The 23,197-nt window shown below is 70.2% G+C and carries 21 protein-coding genes; 10 read left to right on the top strand and 11 right to left on the bottom strand.

What is annotated here, in order from left to right; translation table 11 throughout:
- Nucleotides 1–35: 35 nt before the first annotated feature.
- Together ACIBB8_RS24085 and ACIBB8_RS24080 are read right to left on the bottom strand one after the other, a co-directional pair.
- Nucleotides 36–1,676: a cytochrome bc complex cytochrome b subunit gene (locus tag ACIBB8_RS24085; RefSeq protein WP_398955303.1), complete on the bottom strand. Its 1,641-nt coding sequence runs from the start codon at nucleotides 1,674–1,676 to the stop codon at nucleotides 36–38.
- 627 nt (nucleotides 1,677–2,303) lie between these two features.
- A complete protein-coding gene (locus ACIBB8_RS24080) occupies nucleotides 2,304–3,734 on the bottom strand; it encodes an amino acid permease (protein WP_398955301.1) in 1,431 nt (476 codons plus the stop codon).
- 823 nt (nucleotides 3,735–4,557) lie between these two features.
- On the opposite strand from ACIBB8_RS24080, the gene ACIBB8_RS24075 reads away from it, so the two are divergent.
- Both ACIBB8_RS24075 and ACIBB8_RS24070 read left to right on the top strand, forming a co-directional pair.
- Nucleotides 4,558–6,714 (top strand): prolyl oligopeptidase family serine peptidase, encoded by a 2,157-nt coding sequence (locus ACIBB8_RS24075; RefSeq protein ID WP_398955299.1) that lies wholly within the window; start codon nucleotides 4,558–4,560, stop codon nucleotides 6,712–6,714.
- Between the two features lie 65 nt (nucleotides 6,715–6,779).
- A complete protein-coding gene (locus ACIBB8_RS24070; protein WP_398955297.1) occupies nucleotides 6,780–7,226 on the top strand; it encodes a Rieske (2Fe-2S) protein in 447 nt (148 codons plus the stop codon).
- 1 nt (nucleotide 7,227) lies between these two features.
- Here ACIBB8_RS24070 and ACIBB8_RS24065 read toward each other — a convergent pair whose 3' ends face one another.
- Nucleotides 7,228–7,875: a cysteine hydrolase gene (locus ACIBB8_RS24065; protein ID WP_398955295.1), complete on the bottom strand. Its 648-nt coding sequence runs from the start codon at nucleotides 7,873–7,875 to the stop codon at nucleotides 7,228–7,230.
- A gap of 143 nt (nucleotides 7,876–8,018) precedes the next feature.
- On the opposite strand from ACIBB8_RS24065, the gene ACIBB8_RS24060 reads away from it, so the two are divergent.
- A complete protein-coding gene (locus tag ACIBB8_RS24060; RefSeq protein ID WP_398955293.1) occupies nucleotides 8,019–8,489 on the top strand; it encodes a pyridoxamine 5'-phosphate oxidase family protein in 471 nt (156 codons plus the stop codon).
- 24 nt (nucleotides 8,490–8,513) lie between these two features.
- Here the strand turns inward: ACIBB8_RS24060 and ACIBB8_RS24055 are convergent, their stop codons facing one another.
- Complete coding sequence (locus ACIBB8_RS24055) at nucleotides 8,514–9,443, bottom strand: LysR family transcriptional regulator (RefSeq protein WP_398955291.1); 930 nt, start codon at nucleotides 9,441–9,443, stop codon at nucleotides 8,514–8,516.
- Between the two features lie 74 nt (nucleotides 9,444–9,517).
- Between ACIBB8_RS24055 and ACIBB8_RS24050 the strand changes: the two genes are divergently transcribed.
- On the top strand, nucleotides 9,518–10,474 hold the full coding sequence (locus tag ACIBB8_RS24050) for a DMT family transporter (RefSeq protein WP_398955289.1): 957 nt from the start codon (nucleotides 9,518–9,520) through the stop codon (nucleotides 10,472–10,474).
- Between the two features lie 94 nt (nucleotides 10,475–10,568).
- On the opposite strand, the gene ACIBB8_RS24045 is transcribed toward ACIBB8_RS24050, so the two are convergent.
- Complete coding sequence (locus ACIBB8_RS24045) at nucleotides 10,569–11,900, bottom strand: aminotransferase class I/II-fold pyridoxal phosphate-dependent enzyme (RefSeq protein WP_398955287.1); 1,332 nt, start codon at nucleotides 11,898–11,900, stop codon at nucleotides 10,569–10,571.
- 35 nt (nucleotides 11,901–11,935) lie between these two features.
- On the opposite strand from ACIBB8_RS24045, the gene ACIBB8_RS24040 reads away from it, so the two are divergent.
- On the top strand, nucleotides 11,936–12,631 hold the full coding sequence (locus ACIBB8_RS24040; protein WP_398955285.1) for a pyridoxamine 5'-phosphate oxidase family protein: 696 nt from the start codon (nucleotides 11,936–11,938) through the stop codon (nucleotides 12,629–12,631).
- Nucleotides 12,632–12,672: 41 nt separating this feature from the next.
- Here ACIBB8_RS24040 and ACIBB8_RS24035 read toward each other — a convergent pair whose 3' ends face one another.
- Both ACIBB8_RS24035 and ACIBB8_RS24030 read right to left on the bottom strand, forming a co-directional pair.
- Nucleotides 12,673–13,629, bottom strand: coding sequence for a DMT family transporter (locus ACIBB8_RS24035; protein ID WP_398955283.1), 957 nt, complete (start codon nucleotides 13,627–13,629; stop codon nucleotides 12,673–12,675).
- Between the two features lie 158 nt (nucleotides 13,630–13,787).
- Nucleotides 13,788–14,798, bottom strand: coding sequence for an EamA family transporter (locus ACIBB8_RS24030; RefSeq protein ID WP_398955281.1), 1,011 nt, complete (start codon nucleotides 14,796–14,798; stop codon nucleotides 13,788–13,790).
- A gap of 74 nt (nucleotides 14,799–14,872) precedes the next feature.
- On the opposite strand from ACIBB8_RS24030, the gene ACIBB8_RS24025 reads away from it, so the two are divergent.
- Entirely contained in the window at nucleotides 14,873–15,133 is a 261-nt protein-coding gene (locus ACIBB8_RS24025) for a hypothetical protein (protein ID WP_398955279.1), read from the top strand.
- An 85-nt stretch (nucleotides 15,134–15,218) separates the two neighbouring features.
- Here the strand turns inward: ACIBB8_RS24025 and ACIBB8_RS24020 are convergent, their stop codons facing one another.
- Nucleotides 15,219–15,770 (bottom strand): Clp protease N-terminal domain-containing protein, encoded by a 552-nt coding sequence (locus ACIBB8_RS24020; protein ID WP_398955276.1) that lies wholly within the window; start codon nucleotides 15,768–15,770, stop codon nucleotides 15,219–15,221.
- Nucleotides 15,771–16,278: 508 nt separating this feature from the next.
- Here ACIBB8_RS24020 and ACIBB8_RS24015 point away from each other — a divergent pair.
- Nucleotides 16,279–16,710: an SRPBCC family protein gene (locus ACIBB8_RS24015; protein ID WP_398955274.1), complete on the top strand. Its 432-nt coding sequence runs from the start codon at nucleotides 16,279–16,281 to the stop codon at nucleotides 16,708–16,710.
- A gap of 68 nt (nucleotides 16,711–16,778) precedes the next feature.
- Here the strand turns inward: ACIBB8_RS24015 and ACIBB8_RS24010 are convergent, their stop codons facing one another.
- The gene (locus ACIBB8_RS24010) at nucleotides 16,779–17,414 is read right to left on the bottom strand and encodes a PadR family transcriptional regulator (protein WP_398955272.1); all 636 of its coding nucleotides are present in this window, start codon (nucleotides 17,412–17,414) and stop codon (nucleotides 16,779–16,781) included.
- A 133-nt stretch (nucleotides 17,415–17,547) separates the two neighbouring features.
- Here ACIBB8_RS24010 and ACIBB8_RS24005 point away from each other — a divergent pair, with 133 nt between their 5' ends.
- Together ACIBB8_RS24005 and ACIBB8_RS24000 are read left to right on the top strand one after the other, a co-directional pair.
- On the top strand, nucleotides 17,548–18,369 hold the full coding sequence (locus ACIBB8_RS24005; RefSeq protein WP_398955270.1) for a class I SAM-dependent methyltransferase: 822 nt from the start codon (nucleotides 17,548–17,550) through the stop codon (nucleotides 18,367–18,369).
- 86 nt (nucleotides 18,370–18,455) lie between these two features.
- A complete protein-coding gene (locus tag ACIBB8_RS24000) occupies nucleotides 18,456–19,277 on the top strand; it encodes a PhzF family phenazine biosynthesis protein (RefSeq protein WP_398955268.1) in 822 nt (273 codons plus the stop codon).
- Nucleotides 19,278–19,337: 60 nt separating this feature from the next.
- Here ACIBB8_RS24000 and ACIBB8_RS23995 read toward each other — a convergent pair whose 3' ends face one another.
- Together ACIBB8_RS23995 and ACIBB8_RS23990 are read right to left on the bottom strand one after the other, a co-directional pair.
- A complete protein-coding gene (locus tag ACIBB8_RS23995) occupies nucleotides 19,338–20,117 on the bottom strand; it encodes a CPBP family intramembrane glutamic endopeptidase (protein WP_398955266.1) in 780 nt (259 codons plus the stop codon).
- Nucleotides 20,118–20,442: 325 nt separating this feature from the next.
- A complete protein-coding gene (locus tag ACIBB8_RS23990; RefSeq protein WP_398955264.1) occupies nucleotides 20,443–21,948 on the bottom strand; it encodes a glutamate-cysteine ligase family protein in 1,506 nt (501 codons plus the stop codon).
- 481 nt (nucleotides 21,949–22,429) lie between these two features.
- Here ACIBB8_RS23990 and ACIBB8_RS23985 point away from each other — a divergent pair, with 481 nt between their 5' ends.
- On the top strand, nucleotides 22,430–23,023 hold the full coding sequence (locus tag ACIBB8_RS23985; protein ID WP_398955262.1) for a hypothetical protein: 594 nt from the start codon (nucleotides 22,430–22,432) through the stop codon (nucleotides 23,021–23,023).
- Nucleotides 23,024–23,197: the final 174 nt, after the last annotated feature.

Here is a 23,197-nt window from a genome sequence, read left to right as displayed (position 1 = left end):
GGGTGACCTCCGATCGGAGGTCACCCGACAGGCTCTCAGTCCTCGGGCTCGCGAACCGGCTCCGGCGACGCGGTCCTCGCGGCGATCCGGGACCGATGCTCGTCCGTGGCGGGCAGTTCCACGAGGTCCCTGTAATACCACCCGCTCAATACGGTCCGAAGCCGTCGCCGACGCGAGATCGGACCCTCCGCGGGAAGCTCCAGGGGCGTCGGGACATCACGCATCAGGATGCGATAGCGGGCTGCCGGGCTCAGGGTGCGGTGGCTCTCCGAGAGGTCGCCATCAATCGATTGGGTCACCTGGCCGGTCTCCTCGCCCTCGGTCAGCCGACGGCGGTCCCGCATCTGAAGGGCGAGGCAGAGGCGTTTGGTCAGCGCGAACGCCAGGAGCGGGGCAGCGATCAGCGCGACCCTGAGGATCCAGGTCATGACCTGGACCGAAACCCTGAACGAGAAGGCGACGACATCGTTGCCGCCGGCGACCAGGAGAACGGCGTAGAAGATGATGGCCGCCACGCCGAGCCCGGTACGGGTCGGCCGGTTGCGCGGCCGGTCGCACAGATGGTGTTCCCTGCGGTCGCCCGTCACCCACTTCTCGAAGAAGGGATAGAGGAACAGCACCGTGAAGACCACGCCCGGCAGCAGGAGCGCCGGAATGAACACATTCCACATGATGGTGTGCCCCGCGATGTTGGTCTCCCATGGCGGCATCAGCCGGAGCGCGCCCTCCAGGAACCCGACATACCAGTCCGGCTGTGCGTTACCGGAAACCTGGTCGGCACGGTAGGGGCCGTAGTTCCATACGGGGTTGATCTGGGCGAGCCCGCCCAGCAGGGCCAGTACGCCGAACACCATGAGGAAGAAACCCGTGGTCTTCGCGGTGAAGTGCGGGAACGCCGGTGAGCCGACGGCGTTCTTGTTGGTCTTCCCCTGCCCCGCCCAGTGGGTGTGTTTGAGGTAGACCACCAGCATGAGATGAGCGGTGATCAGCGCCACGATCAGGCCGGGCACGAGCAGGATGTGCACGGCGTACAGACGAGGGATCACGTCATTGCCCGGGAACGTTCCTCCGAAGACGAACAGCTCCACGTACGTTCCGACGACAGGGATCGACCCCACAATGGTGGCCGCCGTCCTCAGGCCCGTACCGGACAGCAGATCGTCGGGCAGCGAGTAGCCCGCGAAACCTTCGAGGAGCGCGAGTACGAACAGTGTCACGCCCACGATCCAGTTGACCTCGCGCGGCTTACGGAAGGCGCCGGTGAAGAAGATCCGCAGCATGTGGACGGCGATCGCGGCGACGAACACCAGTGCCGCCCAGTGGTGGATCTGACGGATCAGCAGGCCTCCGCGCACGTCGAAGCTGATGTTGAGGATGGTGGTGTAGGCCTGCGTCATCCTCACGCCCTGCAGGGGCGCATAGGAACCGGTGTAGACGCTCTCCATCATGCTCGGGTCGAAGAACAGGGTGAGGTACACGCCGGTGAGCACCAGGACCACGAACGAGTAGAGGGCGATCTCGCCGAGGAGAAAAGACCAGTGGTCGGGAAAAGCCTTGCGCAGCAACTGCCCGGCCAGCTCGCTGACGGGCAGGCGCGCATCCATCGCACCGTATCCACTGACCGTGGCCTTCCCGGCCCGGGCCTTCAGCTGCACCTTAGGTTTCCGCAGGGGCATGCGCCACTCTCCCGTCGATCTCCCTTCCGCCACCCGTCCCTTATTGTTCCGGTTCGCCCTTTACGGGTAACGCATTGCTCGAAGGGATTACGCAGAATCGCGGTGTCGGCACCTGATCGGCCGACCTGGCCCTGACGTACCTAGGGCGTGTTTCGAAAGTACCGCCTGCCTGGCGGCGTCTGGCACGCACGCTCACTGCGTTGTCGGGCTCACCCCGATACGCCCAGTATCGGGGCGACCCTCCGCCTTGCGATCGCACGCACCAGACGCCGCCAGGCCCGCCCTACGGGCGGACGACGCTACTTTCGAAACACGCCCTAGGACCGCGCTGGTGCGCCGGACCCACTGCGCAAGCGCTGTGCGGGTACCCGCCGCCAAAGGGGCAATGCCGGTCGCCCCGTCGCCCTCGACGCCATGGCTCCGTTCGCCCGACCGGCAATCTCCACGGGCGGTTGGCGGGAGCCTTGAACGTCGGCGACTTCCCCCGGCCGGCGTGGTGCCCGCGGACCTATGGCGCACCGCACCGCACGCGATGCGTAAGGAAGTCGGCCGTGACGCCTCCGGCCAGCACCCGCGGACGCGCCCGTCCACACCTGGCCTGTCGGCTGACCGGTCCCCGCCGAGGCGTCAGGCGCGCGCCCTGCGGGCCGACATCCATGCGTAGACCAGGACACCGGCGAAGAGGAACAGCACGCCCTGGTAGACGGCGGCGTAGCCGGAGCCCGCCAGGAGCCACATGGAGAAGCCGAAGGCGGCCAGCGCGAGCACGGCGTCGCGGGCGAGGCGAGCCGGGCGGACCCGGTCGTGCTGTCCCGAGACGAGGAAGTACAGCTGGGCCGCCGTCGCCAGGAGGTACGGAACGGTCGCGGTGAAGGTCGTGACCAGCACCAGAATGTCGAACACCCGGGCCGTCCCGGCCATGTAGTTGTAGACGGTCAGCAGCGAGGCGAGGACGACCGTGGCGATCACGCCGAAGGACGACACACCCCGCCGCTTCACCGCGAAGCGTGCCGGGAACAGCCCGTCGCGGGCGGCGGCGTACGCGGTCTGGGCGCTGAGCAGTGTCCAGCCGTTGAGCGCGCCCACGATCGACACCAGCGCCGCGCAGGCGACCGCCGCGCCGCCCCACGTGCCGCCGAACATGGCGTTGACGGCGTCGGTGAAGGGGGCGCTGGAGGTGAGCAGCTTGTCGTGCGCGACGGTACCGAAGACGGCGAGGGTGCCCAGCAGGTACACCAACGCCGCGCCGAGCGTTCCGAGGACAGTCGCCCGCCCGACGTTGCGCCGCGGGTTGCGCACCTCGCCCGCGCTGACCGCCGCCGACTCGACGCCGAGGTAGCTGAAGAGCAGAATCGCGGCGGACGCCGAGACCGCGCCGAGGGCGCCGCCTTCGGTGGCCTGGAAGGGACCGAGGTTGTCCGGGTCGAAGAAGAACAGCCCGCCGATCGCGACCAGCAGCAAGGGCACGAACTTCAGCACGGTGGAGACGAGTTGCACCGCGCCGACGTAACGGGTCCCGGCAAGGTTGGCGAGAGCCGGCAGCCACTGCACGACGAGCGCGGCGGTCATCATCAGCCACGGCGAATCATGCAGGGGCAGCAGCACGTCCAGGTAGCCCACGGCGGTGACGGCGAGCGCCGCGTTGCTCACCCAGGAGGTGATCCAATACGACCAGGCGGCCAGGAAGCCTGCGAAATCACCGAAGGCCTCGCGCACGTAGACGTACGGCCCGCCGGTGCGCGGGTCGCGCTGCGCGAGCCGCCCGAAGACGAGCGCGAGCGCAATGGCACCGATGGTCAGCACACCGAAGGCGACGAGGCTGATGGTGCCGTACGGTGCGACGGACACGGGGAGCAGGAAGATGCCGCCGCCGATGATGTTGCCCATGACCAGCGCGGTGGCGACCGGAAGCCCGAACCGCCGGGCGTGCCGGCTGCCCCCTTCGCGCTCCGGCGACGGGAGCTGCCCGTTCTGGGCGGAGGCGGGGCCTTGGGTAGGGGCCGGAGCGGGGCTGCTCGGGGCCGGAGCCGACTGCGGGACGGTTCCGGTGTCGTGCATGGGGATGGTGCGCCTTTCCTCGTGCTGGGTACCGTCGCCTGCCCCACGGGGCCTCGCCACGGCCCCCGGCCCGCGTGCAGCGGCAGCCCAGCGTGCGGGCGCACGCCTGCTGCGGAAACCGCCGGGGGATCCATTCCATGGTCGGATATCGGACACCGCGCACCAAATCGCCGGTAAATGTTCGCTGAGACGCTGGCCGCGACCGAAAATCGGGCGGAATAGGCCCGTGTGACCGCGCATCTTTCTCCGCAGGTTCGCAAGCTTCAGCGGCCGGCGGTCACCCGTCCGAAGGGCCAGGGGGCGGCGCGAAGCCGGCCGACCCGGGCGACCGGGACGGTGCCAGGTCGGGTGAGGACGGGAGCGAACCTGCAGTCCACTGTTGGGGCGGATCAAGCCACTCGCCCAGGCCGCACCACGATCGCCTCCTCACCCAGCGGCATGAGGTAGCGGGTCGCTGTGACTTCGGTGAGCGCTTTCCCAGGCCATCCGGCGGCCGGGCTTCGCCATCCACGGCGATGTCCGAACTCCGCCGCCGCGGCAGAAGCCAGGACGTGCCGCGGGGCATCAGCAGGCGATGGGCGAGGTCCTGGCGCGGTCTCGTCCTTCTCGCCGTCGGTCGCGGCCGAGCGGCGAGAAGGCCGGCGGTGAACAGCTGCCGGGGGACGGGTCCGCCCTCGCCCGGCATCGGCAGTGAGCTCATCCGGTGGCCGGAGGCGTGCAGGCAACCAGGGTGCAGCAGCCATGCGTTAAATGCGTTGCGCGACAGCCGGTACCTGCCTCAATGCTGTCACCGCAGCAGATCACGACCGAGAGGAACACCGAGATGACCACGGCCGAAGCCGCCTCAGTCCAGGCCGGGGGACTGCCGCTCCAATCCGCCCGCACCAGGCGTTTCTCGCTCGGGGTGCCCCGGCAGTTCACCGTGTCGCCCGACGGCGGGCGGGTTCTTTTCGTCAGGACGCCGGGCGGCACCGACCCGGTGAGCCGCCTGTGGCTGCATGAGGAGGGAGGTGAGCGGATACTCGCCGACCCGCCCGCCCTGCGGCGCAAAGACGCGGACCCCGGCGAGGTACCGGAAGAGGAGCTGGCACGCCGGGAGCGGGCCAGGGAGATGTCGACCGGAGTGGTGTCGTACGCGACGGACGTCGAAGTCCGGCTCGTCGCCTTCGCCCTCCAGGGCGAGCTCTGGGTGGTACGGACGGACGGAGGCCTCCCGCGCCGGGTCGCCACCGTCGGACCCGTGGTCGATCCTCGGCCCTCACCCGATGGCACCTTGATCGCGTACGTCTCCGGGGGCGCACTGCGGACCGTGCGGAGCGACGGGACCGACGACCGGCCGGTGGCCGTACCGGAGGAGCGGACGGGGCACGTGACGTACGGGCTCTCCGACCATGTGTCGGCCGAGTCGCTCGGGCGCCCACGCGGCTACTGGTGGTCCCCCGACAGCGATGCGCTGCTGGTGGCACGCGTGGACACCTCCATGGTCCGGCGCAGGTACATCAGCGATCCGGCGAATCCGGAGCGTCCGCCACGCGCGGTGGCGTACCCGGCGGCGGGCACGGCGAACGCGGAGGTGTCGCTGCACCTGGTGCGGGTGTCGGGCGAACGGGTCGCGGTGCGGCTGCCCACGGCCGCGGGCGAGGACCACCCGCAGGGGGCCTGGACGGACCCGGCGTTCGAGTATGTCGCCACGGCCGCGTGGGACCGGCACGGTCCGCTGGTTTCCGTACAGACGCGTGATCAGCGCTCGGTGTACGTCCTGGCGGTGGATCCGGCCACGGGAGAGACCCGGACTCTGCACCGCGCCCACGATCCCGCGTGGGTCGCGCTTCGGCCGGGTACGCCGCTGCGCCTCGCCTCCGGGGCGCTCGTCGTCCCCGCGCAGCCCGGCGGCGACACCCAGGGGCTGGACATCGACGGCCGTACGACACCGCCGGGACTGGAGGTCCGCGAGGTCGTCGGCGCCGTCGGTGACCGAGTGTTCTTCACCGCGAGCGAGGAGCCGACGGACATCCATGTCTGGTCGTACGCGGCGGGGTCGACCGGCGACGGTCCCGTACGCATCAGTGGGACGCCGGGTGTGCACACAGCCGCGGCAGGCGGCCCCACGCTCGTACTGGACAGCAGGACCCCGGACGGGCAGACGGTGCCGGTACTGCGCGACGGTGCGCCGGCGGGGCGGATCGGAGTCCTCGCCGAGACTCCCGTGGTCACCCCGCGGCCCCTTGCTCTGAGCCTGGGAGAGCGGGAACTGCGCAGTCACCTGTACCTGCCGTCCTGGCACCGCCCCGGCGACGACCGGCTGCCCGTCCTGCTCAGCCCGTACGCGGGCCACGGCATGCAGTTGGTCCTGCAGGCGCGCGGCTGGTGGACCGCAGTCGCCCAGTGGTTCGCCGAGCAGGGGTTCGCGGTGCTGGTCACAGACGGGCGTGGCACTCCGGGGCGCGGCGAGGCGTGGGAGAAATCCGTGCGGGGCGACCGGCTGACGGCTGTCCTGCGGGATCAGATGGACGCGTTGCACGCGGCGGTCGCGCGGTATCCCCAACTGGACCCGGGGAGGGTGGCGATGCGCGGCTGGTCGTTCAGCGGCTATCTCGCGGCCGCGGCCGTATTGCGTCACCCGGACGTGTTCCACGCGGCGGTCGCGGGCGCCGCACCGACCGACCGGCGGCTGTACGACACCCACTGGGAGGAGCGGTTTCTCGGCCATCCGGAGGTGGACCCGGAGACGTATGAACGCAATTCGCTGCTGACCGAGGCGCACCGGCTGACGCGGCCGCTCATGCTGGTCCACGGACTCGCCGACGACAATGTGACCGTCGCCCACATGCTGCGGTTCTCCGCCGCGCTGCTGGCGGCGGGACGACCGCACACGGTTCTGCCGCTCTCCGGGTCGACCCACCTGGTCACCCAGGAGGAGACGGCCGCCCATCTGTTGCTCCTGGAGCGGGACTTCCTGAAAAAATCCCTCAGCCGTTGAACACGGGACCTCGGCCGCGCGTATCCCTGGTCGGAGCCATGAACAACGTGGAAGGGAATGCCGGCATGAGCGCATCGCAGGAGCACGAGGTCCGTCCCGGGCGTCGCACCGTCGTCGCAGCAGCCGGTGCCGTCGGAGTGGCCGCCGTACTCACCGCGTGCGGCGGCTCGAAGGACTCGGGCGGCTCGGCTGCGGTCGAACAGGCCGGTGCCGGGGGTGCTGCGGGCGTCCTGGCGAAGACTGCCGACATCCCCGAGGGCGGCGGAAAGGTCTTCGCCGACAAGGGTGTCGTCGTCACGCAGCCGAAGGCCGGGGAGTTCAAGGCGTTCTCTTCGAAGTGCACTCATCAGGGGTGCGCGGTGTCGAGCGTCTCGGGCGGCACGATCAACTGCCCTTGTCACGGCAGCAAGTTCGATGCCGCGACGGGCAGTGTGTCGGCGGGCCCGGCCACCGAACCGCTGCCCGCCGCTTCGATCAAGGTCGAGGGCGACTCGATCACACTCGCCTCGTAGGTCAGGATCCGGCCCTTTGGGGGCTCCGCCAGCAGCCCAGCACGTCCTGCGTGGTGGTGACGGTGGCGACGAGAGCGAGCGTGTGACGGATCATCGCGGGGGTGTAGTCGGCGGGCACCCCCGCGATGGCGTCGGACGGCACGACCGCCGTATATCCGAGGTTCACCGCGTCGAAGACGGCGTTGGGGATGGCGACATTGGCCGAGACGCCGGTGACGACGAGGGTGCGGCAGCCGAGATTGCGCAGCAGCGCGTCCACATCGGTGCCGGCGATGGGCGAGAGGCCGTGCAGCCTGCGAACGACGATGTCCTCGTCGGCCACCTCGATGGGCGCGGCGATCCGGACCGCTGTAGTGCCGGAGTGCTGCTGCACGGGCAGGCGCCCGGCGGCCCGGAAGAGGCGGGCGTTGTGGTTGGCACCGCGCCCGTCGGGGCGCCGTTCAGCGACCGCGTGCAACACCTGGACACCGGCCTCGTGGGCGGCTGCGACCAGCCGGGCGACATGGCGGAGGGCGCCGGATCCGCTTGCCTCCTCGGCGAGTTCGGGCAGCGCACTGTCAGGGCCCACGACGCCCTGCTGGCACTCGACCGTCAGAAGCACGGTGGTGGCCGGATCGAGCTGCTCGGCGAGCTGTTCCCTGGACGGCACGGCTGCCCCTCTCGGTGGCTCCTGGTGTCTGCAGGCGGTCATTCCGCTGACGGCCGGGCGCGCGAGGCTAACGGCCATTGCGCCAGGAGGGAAGAGGAACCATGATTTCTGACACGTAGTCAGCTCATTGGAAGGGGTGCCCCATGGCCGCCATTCAGCGACGGGGCCGTCGGATCATGATGACGGACGCCGAACGCGACACATACCTCGCGGAGCAGCGCACCTGTCGGGTCGCCACCGTCTCCGCCGACGGCCGCCCGCACATCGGCGCACTCTGGTTCACCTGGGACGGCACCTCGCTCTGGCTGTACTCGATCACCCGGTCCCTGCGCTGGTCACAGCTGCGCAAGGACCCGAGGATCGCGGTGGTCGTCGACGACGGGGTGGAGTACGGAGAACTGCGTGGCGTCGAGCTCTCGGGCGAGGCAGCCTTCGTCGGCGAGGCCCCTCGTACCGGCGAGGCATGTGCGGAACTGGACTTCCCGGAGCGGCTGTTCGCGGCGAAGTACTTCGGGACGGACGCGATGCCGCACGACGGGCGGCACGCGTGGCTGCGGCTCACCCCGGAGGCGATCACCTCCTGGGACTTCCGGAAACTGGCAAACCCGGCCTGATTCCACCGCCCCGCCGCCATGAGGTCAGGCCGCACCGTCCCCGTTCAACGGAGCGTCGAAATCCCGGCCCGCCGCACGCAGGGCCGCAACCGCCGCCCTGATCGACGGGCGGCGGTCCGCGTCCGCCCGCCACACGGCGTGGACGTGCCGTCTCATCTTCTGCCGCACGGGCAGGAGCCGCACGCCGTCCGGCACAGCCCCCCGCCCCAGCCGGGGCGCCACGCAGACGCCCACCCCGGCGGCGATCAGCGCGAGCTGGGTGTGGTGTTCGCCCGCGAGATGAGCGATGCGCGGCTCGATTCCCTTGGAGCGCAGAGTGAACATCAGCCAGTCGTGACAGAACTCGCCCTCCGGCCAGGAGATCCAGTCGTCGTCGGCGAAGTCCTCCAGATCCACTTCCGTCCGGTCCGCGAGCGGGTGACCGGCCGGCATCGCGATGTCCGGTGCGTCGTCGAGCAGTTCGGCCATCGCCAGACCGCCGGGCACCGGCAGCCTCTTGTTGCTCCAGTCGAGCACCACCGCCAGGTCGATATCGCCCCGCAACACGGCACGGATGCCGGCTTCCGGCTCCAACTCGGCGGTGCGCACCTTCAGTTCGGGGTGGTCCGCGCGCAGCGTGGTAAGCGCCGCCGGGAACAGTCCGCGCGCTGCGGTGGGAAACGCGCCGAGCCGGATCTCGCCCACCACCTCTCCGCGCTGGGCCTCGATGTCGGACTGCGCGAGCTCGACCTGGGACAGGATCCTCGCGGCATGGTCGGCGAGCAGCTGCCCCGCGTCGGTGAGCCGGACCCCGCGGCCGTTCTTGGCCAGGAGCTGCTGGCCCACTTCGCGCTCCAGTTTGGCCAGCTGCTGGGAGACTGCCGACGTGGTGACATGCAGGCCCTCGGCCGCGCCGCTCACCGAACCGAAGCGGGCGAGGGCGTCCAGGGTGCGCAGACGCTCGAGGTTCAACATGTAAGCAATGCTACGCGAAGCCTTACATAAAGTCTCACTTGTCCTACGCGGTTGAATTCGTCATCGTTGTCCTCATGACCGCCCCCACCGCGACCGCCGCCCCCACCCGGGCGACCGGTGCTCCCGCTCCCTCCTCCGCACGCCGCCCCGCACTGGACTGGCGGATCCGCTTCGCGGCGCTGTCGCTCATCTGGGGATTCAGCTTTCTCCTGATCAAGGTCGGCACCGAGGCGTACGCCCCGTTCCAGGTGACGCTCGGCCGACTGCTGTCGGGGACGGCGGTGCTGGCCGTCGCCATGGTGGTGCGCCGTGAGCGGCTGCCGCGCGCCGCCCGCACCTGGGGCCACCTCGCCGTCGCCGCGTTCTTCCTCAACGCGCTGCCGTTCTCACTCTTCGCCTACTCCGAACAGACCATCCCGTCGACACTGGCCGGCATCTGCAACGCCACCTCGCCGCTGTGGGGCATGGCGCTGTCCCTCGTCGCACTCTCCGAGGACCGGCCGACCCGTCGCCGCGTGGCGGGACTCGGCCTCGGCTTCCTCGGTGTGCTGACGGTACTGGGCGCCTGGCAGGGTTTCTCCGGGCTGGACTTCAGCGGCACGTCGATGGCGCTCCTCGCCTCCCTCAGCTACCCGGTCGGCTGGATCTACGTCCGCAGGACCCTGGCGGGCAGCGGGTCGTCCACCCTCGCCCTGACCGGCAGTCAGCTCTTCCTCGGCACCGTACAGATCGCCCTGGTCACCCCTCTGTTCACGTCAGCCCCGGAGGGCTTCCCCCTGCTGCCGACGCTCGCCGTCGTCGCGCTGGGGGCGCTCGGTACGGGCCTTGCGGTACTGATGCAGTACGGCCTGGTCGAGGAGGTCGGACCGACGACCGCACAGATGGTCACGTACTTCATTCCGGTCATCGCCACCGCGGCCGGGGTCGCCCTGCTCGGCGAACAGCTGACCTGGAACACCCCGGTCGGCGCCGTGATCGTCCTGACGGGCGCCGCTCTGACCCAGAGCAGAGCCCGTAAGCCCAAGTCCTGACCGCTCGTCCCGTCCCGTCGGACCACCGCGTCCGGGCCCGAACTGCTCACCCCGTCCCACCGCACACCACCCGGCTCAGCCGTAATTCATCTACTCAGCCGTAATTCATCGGGCGGAGCGGTCCCGCCGCGGCCGCCACCGCATCCGCCAGCGGCTCGATGTCGGCCGCGGTGAGCGGTGACACGGTGAGCCGGACCCCCTGCGGCGCGGCAAGCCTGAACCGCGCCCCCGGCGCCACCGCCCAGCCCGCGCCCAGCAGCCGGGTGACGGTCCCCGTCTCGTCGCTCACCGGCACCCATACATTCATACCGCTGCGGCCGTGCGCCTCGACACCGCGCTCCTTCAGCGCCCGGACGAGCGCGTCCCGCCGTTCCCCGTACGACCGGGCGACCGCGTCGATGTCGACGGCGCCCGAGGTCAGCAGGTGCGCCACCGCCCGCTGCAGGAGCCTGCTGACCCAGCCGGGCCCCAGCCCCTGCCGCCCCAGGACCCGGTCGACCGTGACCGCGTCCCCGGTCAGCACGGCAACCCGCAGATCGGGCCCGTACGCCTTGGCGACCGACCGCACGAGCGCCCACCGGTCCGTGACACCCGCCAGCGGATGCAGCGGCAGATCGACGATGGCATGCCCGTGATCGTCCTCGATCAGCAGCACTCCGCGGTGACCGGCAAGAACGCGGCGCAACTCCTCGGCGCGCGCCGCCCCGACAGCGGCACCTGTCGGGTTCTGCGCGCGGTCCGTCACCACGAGTGCACGGGCACCGGCGCTCAGCGCCCCTTCGACGGCGTCGGGCAGTGGTCCCTCGTCGTCCACGGGAATCGGCACGGGACGCAGACCCAGCGCCGGCACGAGATCGAGCAGGGAGCCCCAGCCGGGGTCCTCGACGGCGACCGCGTCACCGGGCTTGAGATGAGCGACCAGCAACCGCTCGATCGCGTCCAAGGATCCGGAGGTGACGGCCACGGGCCCGGTCGGCACCCCGTCGGCGTCGAGGGCGGCGCGTGCCAGTGCGGCGAACTCCGGGTCCACCGGCGCTTCTCCGTACATCCCCGGCCGCTCCGCATACGCCCGCGTGGCCGCCGCGAACGCCTCGTCCAGTGGTGGCAGCAACACCGGATCAGGGTTCCCCTCCCCCAGATCGCGCACCCCGGGCGGCGCCTCTACCCGGAGCGAGCCACGTGCCGTACTGGCGGGGCGCGGACGCACCCGACTCCCCCGGCGACCGGCCGTCTCGATCACCCCGCGCTCGCGAAGGGTGCGGTAGGCGGCCGCGACCGTATTCGGATTGACCTCCAATTGGGCGGCCAACTCGCGCATGGGCGGCAGCACTTGCCCGGGCGCGAGCTCGCCCGACCCGACCGCTCGCTCGACACTCGCGGCAATCTCCGATGCACGCCGCCCCACGATCCGATACTCTTCTAGCACAAACACGATTATGCACTAGTACAACGGAGTTGCCCATGCCGGACACCGCACCGCCGCAGACCACGGGCCCGAAGGCGGCAGCCCCGTACGAACCGACCGAGCGGACCGTCCCGACCCGCTCCCGGGAGCGGGCGTCGTACGACCGGGAGCTGGTCCACTCGATACTCGACGAGGCCTACCTCTGCCATCTCGGCTTCGTCCGCGACGGCGCACCGGTCGTGCTGCCCACGCTCTTCGGCCGGATCGGCGAGCGGCTGTACGTACACGGCTCGACCGGCTCGCGGCCGCTTCGGCAGGCCGGCGAGACGGACCCCGGCCTGCACGTCTGCCTCACCGTGACGCATGTCGACGGGCTGGTGCTGGCCCGCTCCGCCTTCCACCACTCGATCAACTACCGCTCCGTTGTGGTCCACGGCATCGCCCGCACGGTGACCGACCCGGAGGAGCGGCGTACCGCACTCGACGCGATCGTCGACCATGTCGTCCCGGGCCGGACCGCGGACTCCCGCCCGGCGAACGCCAAGGAGCTCGCCGCGACGGCCGTGATCCGGCTGGACCTCGACGAGGTGTCCGCAAAGGTGCGCACCGGAGGCCCGAACGACGATCCGGACGATCTCGCGCTGCCGCACTGGGCGGGCGTCGTTCCGCTGGCCCGCGGCTACCGCGCGCCGCAGCCGTCGGACGACCTCGATCCGGCCATCGCAGTGCCCGACTATCTGACCGTTCTCTGATGCCCCTGGGGCGGCCACCACCGGTGGCCGCCCCTGCCCTCCTAGGCGGGCACGGCCGCCCGGCGGCGTGCGCTCGCCGCACTGCGCGTCTCGGCGACGGCGAGCCCCGCCACCGCCGTGAGGAGCAGCAGCGTGCCGGCCACCGTGGCCGCGGTGAGCTGCTCCCGGAGCACGACGACGGCGATGACCGCGGCACTCACCGGTTCGAGCAGCATGATCACGGACACCGTGGCGGCCCGCACCACCGCAGCGCCCGCGAAGTAGAGGGCGTAGGCGAGCGCGGTCGGGACGGCCGCCACGTACACCAGCAGCCACACCACCCGGGCGGCGTCCGCGGTGTGCGGCACAAGTCCTTCCGCAGCCGCCATCGGCAGCAGCCCGAGCGCACCGATCCCGAAGGCCCACGCACTGGTGGCGAGCGGGTCCGAGCCACCGCCGTCGCGGCCGAGCCACCGGGTCAGCAGGGTGATGGCGGCGTATCCGGAGGCGGAGAGCAGCGCCAGTGCGACCCCGGCAGGACGCACCGCAGCGCCTTCACCGCCGAGCACCAGCACGGCGAGCCCGGCGAGCGCGCCCAGCACCGCGGCGAGCCCCCCGCCGCCGAGCCGCTCCCCCATGGTCAGCCGCGCGCCGACGGCGATGAGTACGGGCCCGGCGCCGAGGGTGACGACGGTCCCGACGGCGAGACCCGTCGCTTCGACGGCCGCGAAGTAGGCGCTCTGGAACAGGGTGAGGCCGACGCCGGTCCCGAGGATGCGCAGCAGACGGCGCCGCCGCGGCTCGGCGGAAACGGCTGCGCGCCGTGGCCGCAGCGCGAGCGCGGCGAGCAGCAGCACGAGACCGCCGACGCAGCGCCAGAACGAAAGGGCGAGAGGGCCGAGATCGCTGACCCGGAAGATCAGCGAGGCGGCAGCCCCCGCGGTCCCCCAGGCCACCCCGGCGACGATCAGATAGAACAGGCTCCGCCCAACGGGCAGACGGGAGGCAGGATTCGGCACGTGCACTTCTCCTGAGGAAGACAGATGGTGGTCGCTCAGCTCGGCACGCGGACAGCGACGATCCGCTCGGGGACTTCCCGAGCCCGGTCTTCGTCAGGAGTGGCGGCCCGCGTCAGGCGGCAGGCGGCGGAAGCACAGCGAGAGGCATGATCGGCACATTACGTGGCGGCACGACGGACGGACAACTCGCCCTCGACGACATCCCGGCCGCCTCCCCCGCCCACCCCCGACGCGACGGGGCCGGAGGGCGCCTTGGGCGTCGACGACTGAGCGATGAACGCACCGATCAGCACCATGGCACCGCCGATGAGCTGCGGCGCTGCGAGATGTTCCCCGAGCAGCACCCAGGCGAGCACGGTAGCGATGACCGCCTCCAGACAGGCGACGACACCCGCCACCGCAGGAGACAGCAGCCGCACCGAGATCACGCCGGTGACATAGGCGATCACGGTGGCGAGCAGCACGATCCAGCCGAGCAGCAACCAGGCGGGAACCTCCGCGCCGTTCATGCCGGTGCTGCCGCCGAGGACCGACCAGTCCATCCCCCAGGGCCGTGCCACCACCGTGAGGACCGCTGCACCGATCAACAGTCCGTACGCGATGACGCCGACCGGATGCGGAGGCTCCGCGCCCGCCGCCTTGTCCCCGCTTCCCGGGTCGGAGAGGACGAAGTAGCCGACCTGACAGCAGGCGGCACCAAGGGCAAGCAGCAGCCCGACGGCATCGAAGCTCAGCCCGGACCACACCTCGACCACGCAGGCGAGACCGCCGACCGCGAGAACGACGCCGACCGCGGCGGCGCGGGTGACGGGACGGCGCTGCACGAAGCGGACCCAGCCGAGGACGAGCGCGGGCGCCAGATATTCGACCAGCAGCGCGACACCGACGGGTATACGGGAGATCGCGGCGAAATAGCAGGCCTGGACGCCCGCAACGGCGAGCAGCCCGAAGCCCAGAAGCAGCACGGGGCGGCTGCGTACGAGATCCCGGTGACGCCACGCCACGGGAAGCATGACGAGGGCGGCGCCCGCCACCCGTAGCCACACCACATGGAGCGGGTCGAGCCCTGCCTCGATCAGCGGCTTGGCCGCCACCCCGGAACCACCGAATGCGAACGCCGAGGCCAGGGCTAGTCCCAGGCCGGCGCTTCTCCCCTGAGACGCGTGCATCGGCACATCATGACAGCTGCCGTCATGAGCGTCACCCCGGTGACCACTGTCGCGCGTAACACTCCGATACCGCCGTGGCCCCTGCCTGTCGCACTACCGCACGTGCTCTCCGATCCGGGCGCCGCGTCAGCGCCGCCCTGCCCGGGGTCGAGGACGCCGAACTGCGCGCCGCGCTCCTCGTCACCACCCTGGTGAGCGTCACCATCGGCCATCAGCTTGTCGGGCTCGATGCCCTCCGCGACACCCCGGCCGACCACATCGCCACCCTGCTGCGGCCCGCTCTCACATCCCTGACGGAGCCACCGCAAGTAAACGACCGGCCATCACAGCTTTGACGGAGCGGCCGCACCACCACCATGGCGGGCCGGCAACGTCCTGACGGAAACCGTCACGCCGAGGCGCCCGCGTGACGAGAAGCCGTCAGTCCCCGCCCGGCGCATCGACGATCCGGCCGGCGAGCCGTACCGCATCGACACCGGCCCGCTCCAGCACCTCGACAGCCCTGCATTCCGGGTCGGCGGCCAGTGTCGCGAGCAGATCGAGCCCGCGGGCCCGCACGTCCCCACGAAGCTCCGCGCGCTCCCTGGCGCCGGCCATCGCCGACAGGGCCGAGGGCGACCAGCCTTCCACCCCGGCGTCCCCTGCCTCGGCCACCACCTGAGTGACGACCGGAACCGCGCCGGAGTCCTCCACGGTGCCCTGCCAGCGAAGCCCGTAACCGATGGAGCGCTGCACGAGGTAGCCGAGCACCTTCGCGAGCTGTGGTCCGCCCTCGAAGGCGGTGCGGACCTCTGGATCCGACTCGATGAGGGAATGCAGCAGATGAGCCGTGTCGATCTGCCGGTCACCGTCACGCAGGGCGCGCCTGCGGGCACCCGTCACCACCGAGGCCAGCTCCACGGTGAGTCTGGCTCCGAGTTCAGCACGGTTCGGTGCGGGCTGCTGAGGGATCCGCGGCGTCCGGTTTTGCACACCCCTCACCCCATCAGCCCCTGGGCGCCTGAGCATCCCCGGAAGGGCCCATTTACACATCCCGCCGAGGTTGGGGACACCAGAGCGGTTCCTCCTCCTTACGGATGAGATCTCGCCATTCGCGGATCCGATTGCCGGTAACGGCGCGCGCCGCCTTGCCCTGCGCTCCGCGAGTACCCGCGAGCCGCCCCGTACACGTTCCCCACACCACGCGTACGGCGACCGGAAAGGGACAACGGAAGCGAGCGATCAGTCGCCCTGCCGGCACTCGACGGACGGGAGCATGTCCGGTCCACGCTCCCCGTGACACCCTGCCCGACGACCTGCTCCGGGAGGCGTTCCACTGCCACGACGACGGCCCGCACCCCGCACCTCCGACCGGTTCGACGCGGCGTCGATCCGGCGCAGGGGCCACATCCAGCAGATCTGACAGTTCACCAGTATTGAATTTTTTCGCCAATGCGGCTACGTTCCGCGACACCTTAACCCGACGAGAAGGGGTGGTCGCATGGCCGAAGTCAGTGCCGAAGCACGTATCGAAGCGCCGGCCGAGAAGGTCTGGGCCCAACTGACGGACTTCACCGCGTACGGCCAGTGGAACGCCACCCACACCAGCTTCCCCAAGGGTGGCCCGGCCACACTCGAACTCGCAGCCACCTACGAAGAGAACCTGAAGCTCATGGGCTTCCCCGCCGAGGTGACCTGGACCGTGGCGGAGCTGGAGACCGCCCGGCTGCTGACCACCAAGGGCAAGGGGCCGATGGGCGTCGATCTGGCGATGCGCTACTCCCTGACACCCGACGGCGACGCCACCACGGTCCGGATCGACGGAGAGTTCACCGGAGCCGCGGTCTCCCTGATGGCGGGCAAGCTCAAGGACTCGGCGACCGCGGCACTCGTGGAGTCGCTGCGCAAACTGGGCGGCCTGGTAGCCGCCTGACCATCACCGGACGAACGAAGGGCCCCGCGGCTCAGCCACAGGGCCCTTCGTCGGGACCACTCCTCGGGTCATTGCTCGTCGGCAAGGATCAGATAGAGCTTCTTCCGGGCGTCGTTGATCAGCGACAGCGCCTTCTGGCGCTGATCGGCCGAGCCGGTCTTCCAGACCTGACCAAACGCCTCCATCAAACCGAAGCCGGCCTGCCGGATCTCATTGACGCTCTCCCAGTCGATCCCGCGCCCGGCCTCTTCCCAGGGCGCGTCGGGCCCGGATTCCGCCTCGGTGCGGCCGGCGTCGGTGAGCGTGAACAGCTTCTTGCCGCCCTCGCTCGCGCTGACGATCAGCCCCTCGTCCTCCAGCAACTGGAGGGTCGGGTAGACCGAGCCGGGGCTGGGCCGCCAGGCCCCGCCGCTGCGCTCGCCGATCTCCTGGATCATCTCGTACCCATGCATCGGCCGGTCCTTCAGCAGCGCCAGGATCGAAGCGCGTACGTCACCGCGCCGCGCCCTCCCCCGGCCGCCACCGCGACCGCGCCCCCCGCCGAAGGGGCCGCCACCGAACGGGCCACCGCCAAACGGGCCACCGCCGAACGGGGGTCCGAACTGCCCGAATGCGGCACGGCGGCCCTCGAAGTCACCCCGACCGTGATGACCGGGCCCGCAGCGCCCATGCCCGTGCTCATGCTCGTGTCCATGTGGACGCATCGCTACGCTCCTTCCATCGTTGATCTGTCGCGATGCGTCAACGATATATCGGAACCGCTCACACGACAATCGCTTCGGAAGGCCTTTCCTTGCATACTTGCCCCGAGACGCACAGGACGAAGGGCGATGGGACATGACTGCACCCGGCCCGGACCACGAGCACGGCCCGGACCACGGCTACCTGCTCGACAACCGGCAGAACGAGGCGGGCATCCGCTTCGGCGCCCTCGCCGAACTCTTCGACCCGGTGACCTTCCGGCATGTCGACCGGCTCGGTATCACCGCGGGCATGCGCTGCTGGGAGGTCGGAGCCGGCGGCCCCTCCGTTCCGGCCGGCCTGGCTGCGCGAGTCGGTCCGACCGGCGCGGTGGTCGCGACGGACATCGATGTGTCGTGGGCGCAGGGTGCCGCGGACGACGTCGTCGAGGTACTGCGCCACGATGTCGCCGCTGATCCCCCGCCTCCCGGCGGCTTCGACCTGGTCCATGCCCGGCTGGTCCTGGTGCACGTCACCGACCGCGCCGAGGCGCTGCGCCGCATGATTCAGGCACTGCGGCCGGGTGGCGCACTCCTCCTTGAGGACGCCGACCCCGGGTTGCAGCCGCTGCTGTGCCCGGACGAGTCGGGCCCCGAACAGCGCCTCGCCAATCGCCTTCGATCAGGCTTCCGCGAACTCATGGCGGCCCGTGGTGCAGACCTCGCCTACGGCCGGACCCTGCCCCGGCTGCTGCGCGAGGCGGGTCTGGACGATGTGCAGGCCGATGCGTACTTCCCGATCACCTCACCGGCGTGCACCGTCCTTGAGGCCGCCACCGTGCGCCAGATCCGCGACCGGCTTGTGACGTCGGGTCTCGCCACCGACGAGGAGATCGACCGGCACCTGAAGAACGTCGCCACCGGACGCCTCGATCTGGCCACCGCTCCGCTCGTCTCCGCGTGGGGGCGGCGGCCGTAGCGCCCCGGGGAGGCTCTCGGAATCCCGGGCCGACGGCCTGAAATTGGCCTTGGTCCGCCGCTCTCCAGAACCTCTACGGTCATCCCATGAGGATCCGAATCGTCGACACGTTCACCGACCGCCCCTTCACCGGCAACCCCGCAGCCGTCCTGCTCCTGGACTCCGGCACTTTCCCCGAAGCCGACCGGCTCCAGCAGGTCGCTCTGGAGATGAATCTCTCCGAGACCGCCTTCGCGCACCCCCTGCCGCCGGGCGGAGAGGCGGACTGGGCGCTGCGCTGGTTCACCCCGGCCACCGAAGTGGACATGTGCGGGCACGCCACCCTCGCCACGGCCCACGTGCTGCGCACGACCGGAACGGCCGGCGGAACGGTGCGCTTCGCCGCCCGCTGCGGGATCCTCACCTCCACCGCCCACCCGGACGGCTCGCTCACACTCGACTTCCCCACAGCCCCGCTCACACCGGCCTCCACCCCGGCCGGACTGGCCGCCGCCCTGGGCGCGGAACCGCTGTCCGTCCACGACACCGGCGCCCACATCGGCGACCTCCTCGTCGAACTGGCCGACGAGAAGTCCGTACGCGGACTGGCCCCGGACTTCGCCGGGCTGGCCGCCTGCTCACGGCGCGGCATCATCGCCACGGCCGCCGCCGAGGACCCGACCCGTGGCTACGACTACGTCTCCCGCGGCTTCTTCCCCCAGGTCGGTATCGACGAGGACCCGGTCACCGGCAGCGCCCACACCGCGCTGGCCCCCTTCTGGTCGGCCCGGTTCGGCCGTGACGAGCTGACCGGTCTGCAGGCCTCCGCCCGTTCCGGTCTGGTCCGAACATCGCTGCGAGGCGACCGCACACTGCTGACGGGCAGCGCCGTGACAGTCGTCGACGGAGAACTGCTGACCACGTTCTGACCGACAAGACGAGGGGGCGTACGCAATGATCGGTACGCCCCCTGCTTGCGCGCCGTCCGCTCACGGCGTGGGCAGCCACCCCACCTTGCCGGCCAGCAGCGCGTATCCGACGAACGCTCCGATGTCGAGCAGCGCATGCGCCGCGACCAGGGGCCCGACACGCCCCCAACGCCGATACAGCAGCACGAAGACGACGCCCATCACCATGTTGCCGATGAACCCGCCGATCCCCTGATACAGGTGGTACGAGCCGCGCAGCACCGAACTCGCCACCAAGGCGGCCATCGGCGTCCACCCCAACTGCCCGAGTCTGCGCAGCAGATACCCGACGACGATCACTTCCTCCAGCACGGCGTTCTGGAGTGCTGAGAGGATCAGTACCGGGAACTTCCACCACACGTCGGGCAGCGACTCCGGAACCACCGTGAGGTTGAAACCGGCGGCCCGCGCCACCAGATAGAAGGCCAGCCCGGCGCTGCCGATGCCCGCCGCGATCACCGTGCCGCGCCCCAGGTCCGACCCTGGTCTGGTCCGGTCGAAGCCGATGGCCCGCAGGCCCACGCCCTCCCTTATCAGCAGATGCGCCACCAGCGCCACGGGGACCAGGGCCGTGGCGATGCCGAAGAGCTGCCAGGCGAGATCCAGCCATGGTCGTCCTGGGGCGTATGAACTGTTGAGCGTCGCGGCCTGATGCTTCAAACTCCCTGGTTTTGTCAGTGATCCGACAAAACTGATCAGAGCGGACACTCCGCTGGCACCCAGCGAGAGAGCCAGCACCAGCACCGTTTCGGACCGCAGGATCCGCCGTGACACGGCCTCTGGGGGACAAGAATCAGCCACGCACCCCTCCGTCACCTGTACACCCGCCTTCAGTTGTGCATTCGCATCTCATCCCACTCCCCCGCGTCCCGCTGCGGTCTCGAATGCAGGTACGAAGATCATGCGCGACTGACCGGGGGACGACCACCACTGACGATGATGTGGTCCCCTTATTCCTTGTTCATCCTCAAGGGGCGGCACCACCGACATGTGACGTCACAGCTTGCCCGACGACTACGCGACGGATGGCAGCGGGGACGGTTCTCCGCCGCACCGAATAGCCGTGCCCGGGCGGGCACCGGCCGGGGGCGGCAGACACGGGGCACGCCGGGACACGCCCATCGGGCTACGACACGGGGAGACCCACCGGCCAGCTGTGCACCGGATCGCCGGAGTGCATCAACTCGGCGTACCGGCGGGTGGTGGCCGCGAGCGCCGCGTCCCGGCCGAGCCCGGCGTCCAACCCCCGGTGGTACGTGTCCACCTGCCAGGACGCCCCGTTCACCCGCCGTTTGCAGCGCTCCTCGATGACCCCGAGATAGCGGTCGCGGTCTGCAGGCTCGATGTTCCAGGCGTCGAGCCCTGCCGCGGCGAGCGGCAGCAGTTCGTCCTGTACGAGCTTGACGGCCGCCACCCGTGCCAGCCCGCCCGACCGCCCCGGCCGGGGCCAGACCAGCTCGGCGTCGACGCCTCGGCGGCAGGCGGTGTCGAAGTTCTCGGCCGCCGCGGCGAACGGCAGCCTGGTCCACACCGGACGGGACTCCTCGGCAAGCGCCCGCACCAGGCCGTAGTAGAGCGCGGCGTTGGCGATCACGTCGGTGACGGTCGGCCCGGCGGGCAGGACACGGTTCTCGACACGGAGATGGGGAACGCCGTCGGCCAGGCCGTACACCGGCCGGTTCCAGCGGTAGATCGTACCGTTGTGCAGCACGAGCTCCTGGAGACCCGGCACGCCACCCTCGTCGAGCACGCGCAGCGGGTCCTCCCCGTCACAGATCGGGAGCAGCGGCGGGAAGTAGCGCAGGTTCTCCTCAAAGAGCTCGTACGCCGAGCTGATCCATCGCTCGCCGAACCAGGTCCTCGGGCGCACCCCCTGGTTCTGCAGTTCGGGCGGCCTGGTATCGGTGGCCTGCTGGAAGAGCGGCGGCCGCGACTCCCGCCACAGCTCCCTGCCGAACAGAAAGGGCGAGTTGGCGCCAAGGGCGACCTGAACGGCGGCAACGACCTGGGCGGCGTTCCAGACGTCCGCGAAACGCGCCGGGGTGACCTGCAGATGCAGCTGGACCGATGTACAGGCCGCTTCGGGTGTGATCGAGGTGGCGCTGCAGACCAATCGCTCCACGCCTTCGATATCGAGGGCAAAATCCTCGCCGCGCGCCGCCACTATCTGATCGTTGAGCAGCGTGTAGCGGTCCACGTCCGAGAGGTTCGCCGCGACCAGGTCCGCGCTGCCGAGGGTCGGCAGTATTCCGATCATCATGATCCCGGCAGCGACCTCGCCCGCCTTCCGGTGCGCATATCCGAGACCGGTCCTGAGCTCCTCGGCCAGCTGATCGAAAACACGCCCGGCAAGGTGATGCGGAACTATGTTCACTTCCAGATTGAACATCCCGAGTTCGGTCTGGAAATCACGGCTCGCGATCCGCTCGAGCACCTCCGCATTCATCATCCGGGGCAGGCCGTCCGAACCTGCCAGATTGAGCTCGATCTCCATGCCCATGAGGTTGCGGGGGCGGTCGAACCTCTGCTCCGCCAGGAGCCCCCCCAGCCCCTCCAGGCACAGGTGGAGTTTCCTCCGGTACTTCTGCCGATCGGACAGATCAAAGGCGCCCGCCACGACCTTCTCCCCCATCGAAGCGTCCCTCCGCAAGTGGGCAGCCCACGGCCCAGGCCGCTCGCGTCACGATCGATAATGCCCAGGGGAGGTGATCCATAACGCCCCCCTGGGCAGCGCGGACCCCGTAATCTGATGGCGACCTTCCGGGCACATTCCGACGGCATACAGCACGGCGCAGTTTCCGCCGGCCGATGGTGGTGAAAACGCCGACGCGATTCGGCCTACCGCGACTGCTGAAAAACACCAGGCTGTGGCTGCGCGGCTCACCTCGAATCAACAGATTCTCCGCATAATAAAGTCTCGATACTGCCTTGCTGGCAATACCTGCGGCGGCTAGTGGAAACACCGCGTGAACACGTGTCGTATAAACTCCGCGGACGAGGCAGAGAGTTGACGCACCGGCCCAGTCACCGGCCTCCTCTGGCCCCGCACGCCGACAGCGCCGTCTGCACCCGCCCACGCATCACCGTGTCTCCGAAGTGAGAGGCGACCCACTATGCCGCTGCATGTTCCCCCGGCTCCCGCGCCCGCCCTGCGCAGCGTTCTCGCGGCACTCGGTTCACCCACCGCAGTCCTCGAGGCCCGCACCCCGGCTCTCCGGTCCGTCCAGGGACCTCTGAGCCCCGAACTTCCGCTCCCCCTCCATGTGCTGGACCGGATCGGCCCGAGCGGGCTCGCGCCACGCACCCGGCTGGCCGCGTGGCGCTTCCTGATCCGCAGCTCGGAGCGGGCCGTCGCAGCGGCCGACACCATGCTCACTCCGGACGGCTGGGCCTTCTCGCACTTCTTCGAGGGCCCTTACATCGCATCGACCGAGCTCGCCCTGCGCCAGACGGAGACGGTGACACCCCGCTACCAGCCCCGCCTGCTGTCGATCCCGGAGCTCTACATGCTGACGCTGTGGCTGCACGAGGACATCGAGGCCGACCCGTCGGGTGGCACCCTCGCCCCCACCGATCTTCTGGTGCCGCTGGCTCCCGCCCCACCGGGTATCGCAGCACACCGCCCGCACCAGGTCGCCGATCTGCTCCCCGTGATGACCCTGCGCGTCACCCCCGGCCCCGGCCCCCTGCTCGGTTCACCCGCCTGACCCCGTCCCGCCTCCGGCACGCAGTACTGTGCCCCGCCGCCGTTTCCGGCGGCGGGGCACAGTACTGCGGGACACGCAGCGCGGGACAGCGGGGCGCCCCCGGTCCCATCCGGACTAGTCCGGTCCGGCCACCCCGAACCACCCGAAGGGACAGTGCAGTTGTGTTGAACCGTC

The organism is Streptomyces sp. NPDC051286 (assembly GCF_044455345.1).
Taxonomy (GTDB): Bacteria; Actinomycetota; Actinomycetes; order Streptomycetales; family Streptomycetaceae; genus Streptomyces.
The sequence above is the reverse complement of the archived record's forward strand: the minus strand, read 5'-3'. Positions and strand labels throughout refer to the sequence as shown.

Coding starts and splice junctions, on each gene's coding strand:
- ACIBB8_RS24040 (WP_398955285.1), top strand. CDS start 11,936: ATGCCGGACACCGCACCGCCGCAGACCACGGGCCCGAAGGCGGCAGCC.
- ACIBB8_RS24075 (WP_398955299.1), top strand. CDS start 4,558: ATGACCACGGCCGAAGCCGCCTCAGTCCAGGCCGGGGGACTGCCGCTC.
- ACIBB8_RS24010 (WP_398955272.1), bottom strand. CDS start 17,414: ATGCGTCCACATGGACACGAGCATGAGCACGGGCATGGGCGCTGCGGG.
- ACIBB8_RS24080 (WP_398955301.1), bottom strand. CDS start 3,734: ATGCACGACACCGGAACCGTCCCGCAGTCGGCTCCGGCCCCGAGCAGC.
- ACIBB8_RS24000 (WP_398955268.1), top strand. CDS start 18,456: ATGAGGATCCGAATCGTCGACACGTTCACCGACCGCCCCTTCACCGGC.
- ACIBB8_RS24070 (WP_398955297.1), top strand. CDS start 6,780: ATGAGCGCATCGCAGGAGCACGAGGTCCGTCCCGGGCGTCGCACCGTC.
- ACIBB8_RS24055 (WP_398955291.1), bottom strand. CDS start 9,443: ATGTTGAACCTCGAGCGTCTGCGCACCCTGGACGCCCTCGCCCGCTTC.
- ACIBB8_RS24060 (WP_398955293.1), top strand. CDS start 8,019: ATGGCCGCCATTCAGCGACGGGGCCGTCGGATCATGATGACGGACGCC.
- ACIBB8_RS24005 (WP_398955270.1), top strand. CDS start 17,548: ATGACTGCACCCGGCCCGGACCACGAGCACGGCCCGGACCACGGCTAC.
- ACIBB8_RS23990 (WP_398955264.1), bottom strand. CDS start 21,948: ATGGGGGAGAAGGTCGTGGCGGGCGCCTTTGATCTGTCCGATCGGCAG.
- ACIBB8_RS24015 (WP_398955274.1), top strand. CDS start 16,279: ATGGCCGAAGTCAGTGCCGAAGCACGTATCGAAGCGCCGGCCGAGAAG.
- ACIBB8_RS24050 (WP_398955289.1), top strand. CDS start 9,518: ATGACCGCCCCCACCGCGACCGCCGCCCCCACCCGGGCGACCGGTGCT.
- ACIBB8_RS24030 (WP_398955281.1), bottom strand. CDS start 14,798: ATGCACGCGTCTCAGGGGAGAAGCGCCGGCCTGGGACTAGCCCTGGCC.
- ACIBB8_RS24085 (WP_398955303.1), bottom strand. CDS start 1,676: ATGCCCCTGCGGAAACCTAAGGTGCAGCTGAAGGCCCGGGCCGGGAAG.
- ACIBB8_RS23985 (WP_398955262.1), top strand. CDS start 22,430: ATGCCGCTGCATGTTCCCCCGGCTCCCGCGCCCGCCCTGCGCAGCGTT.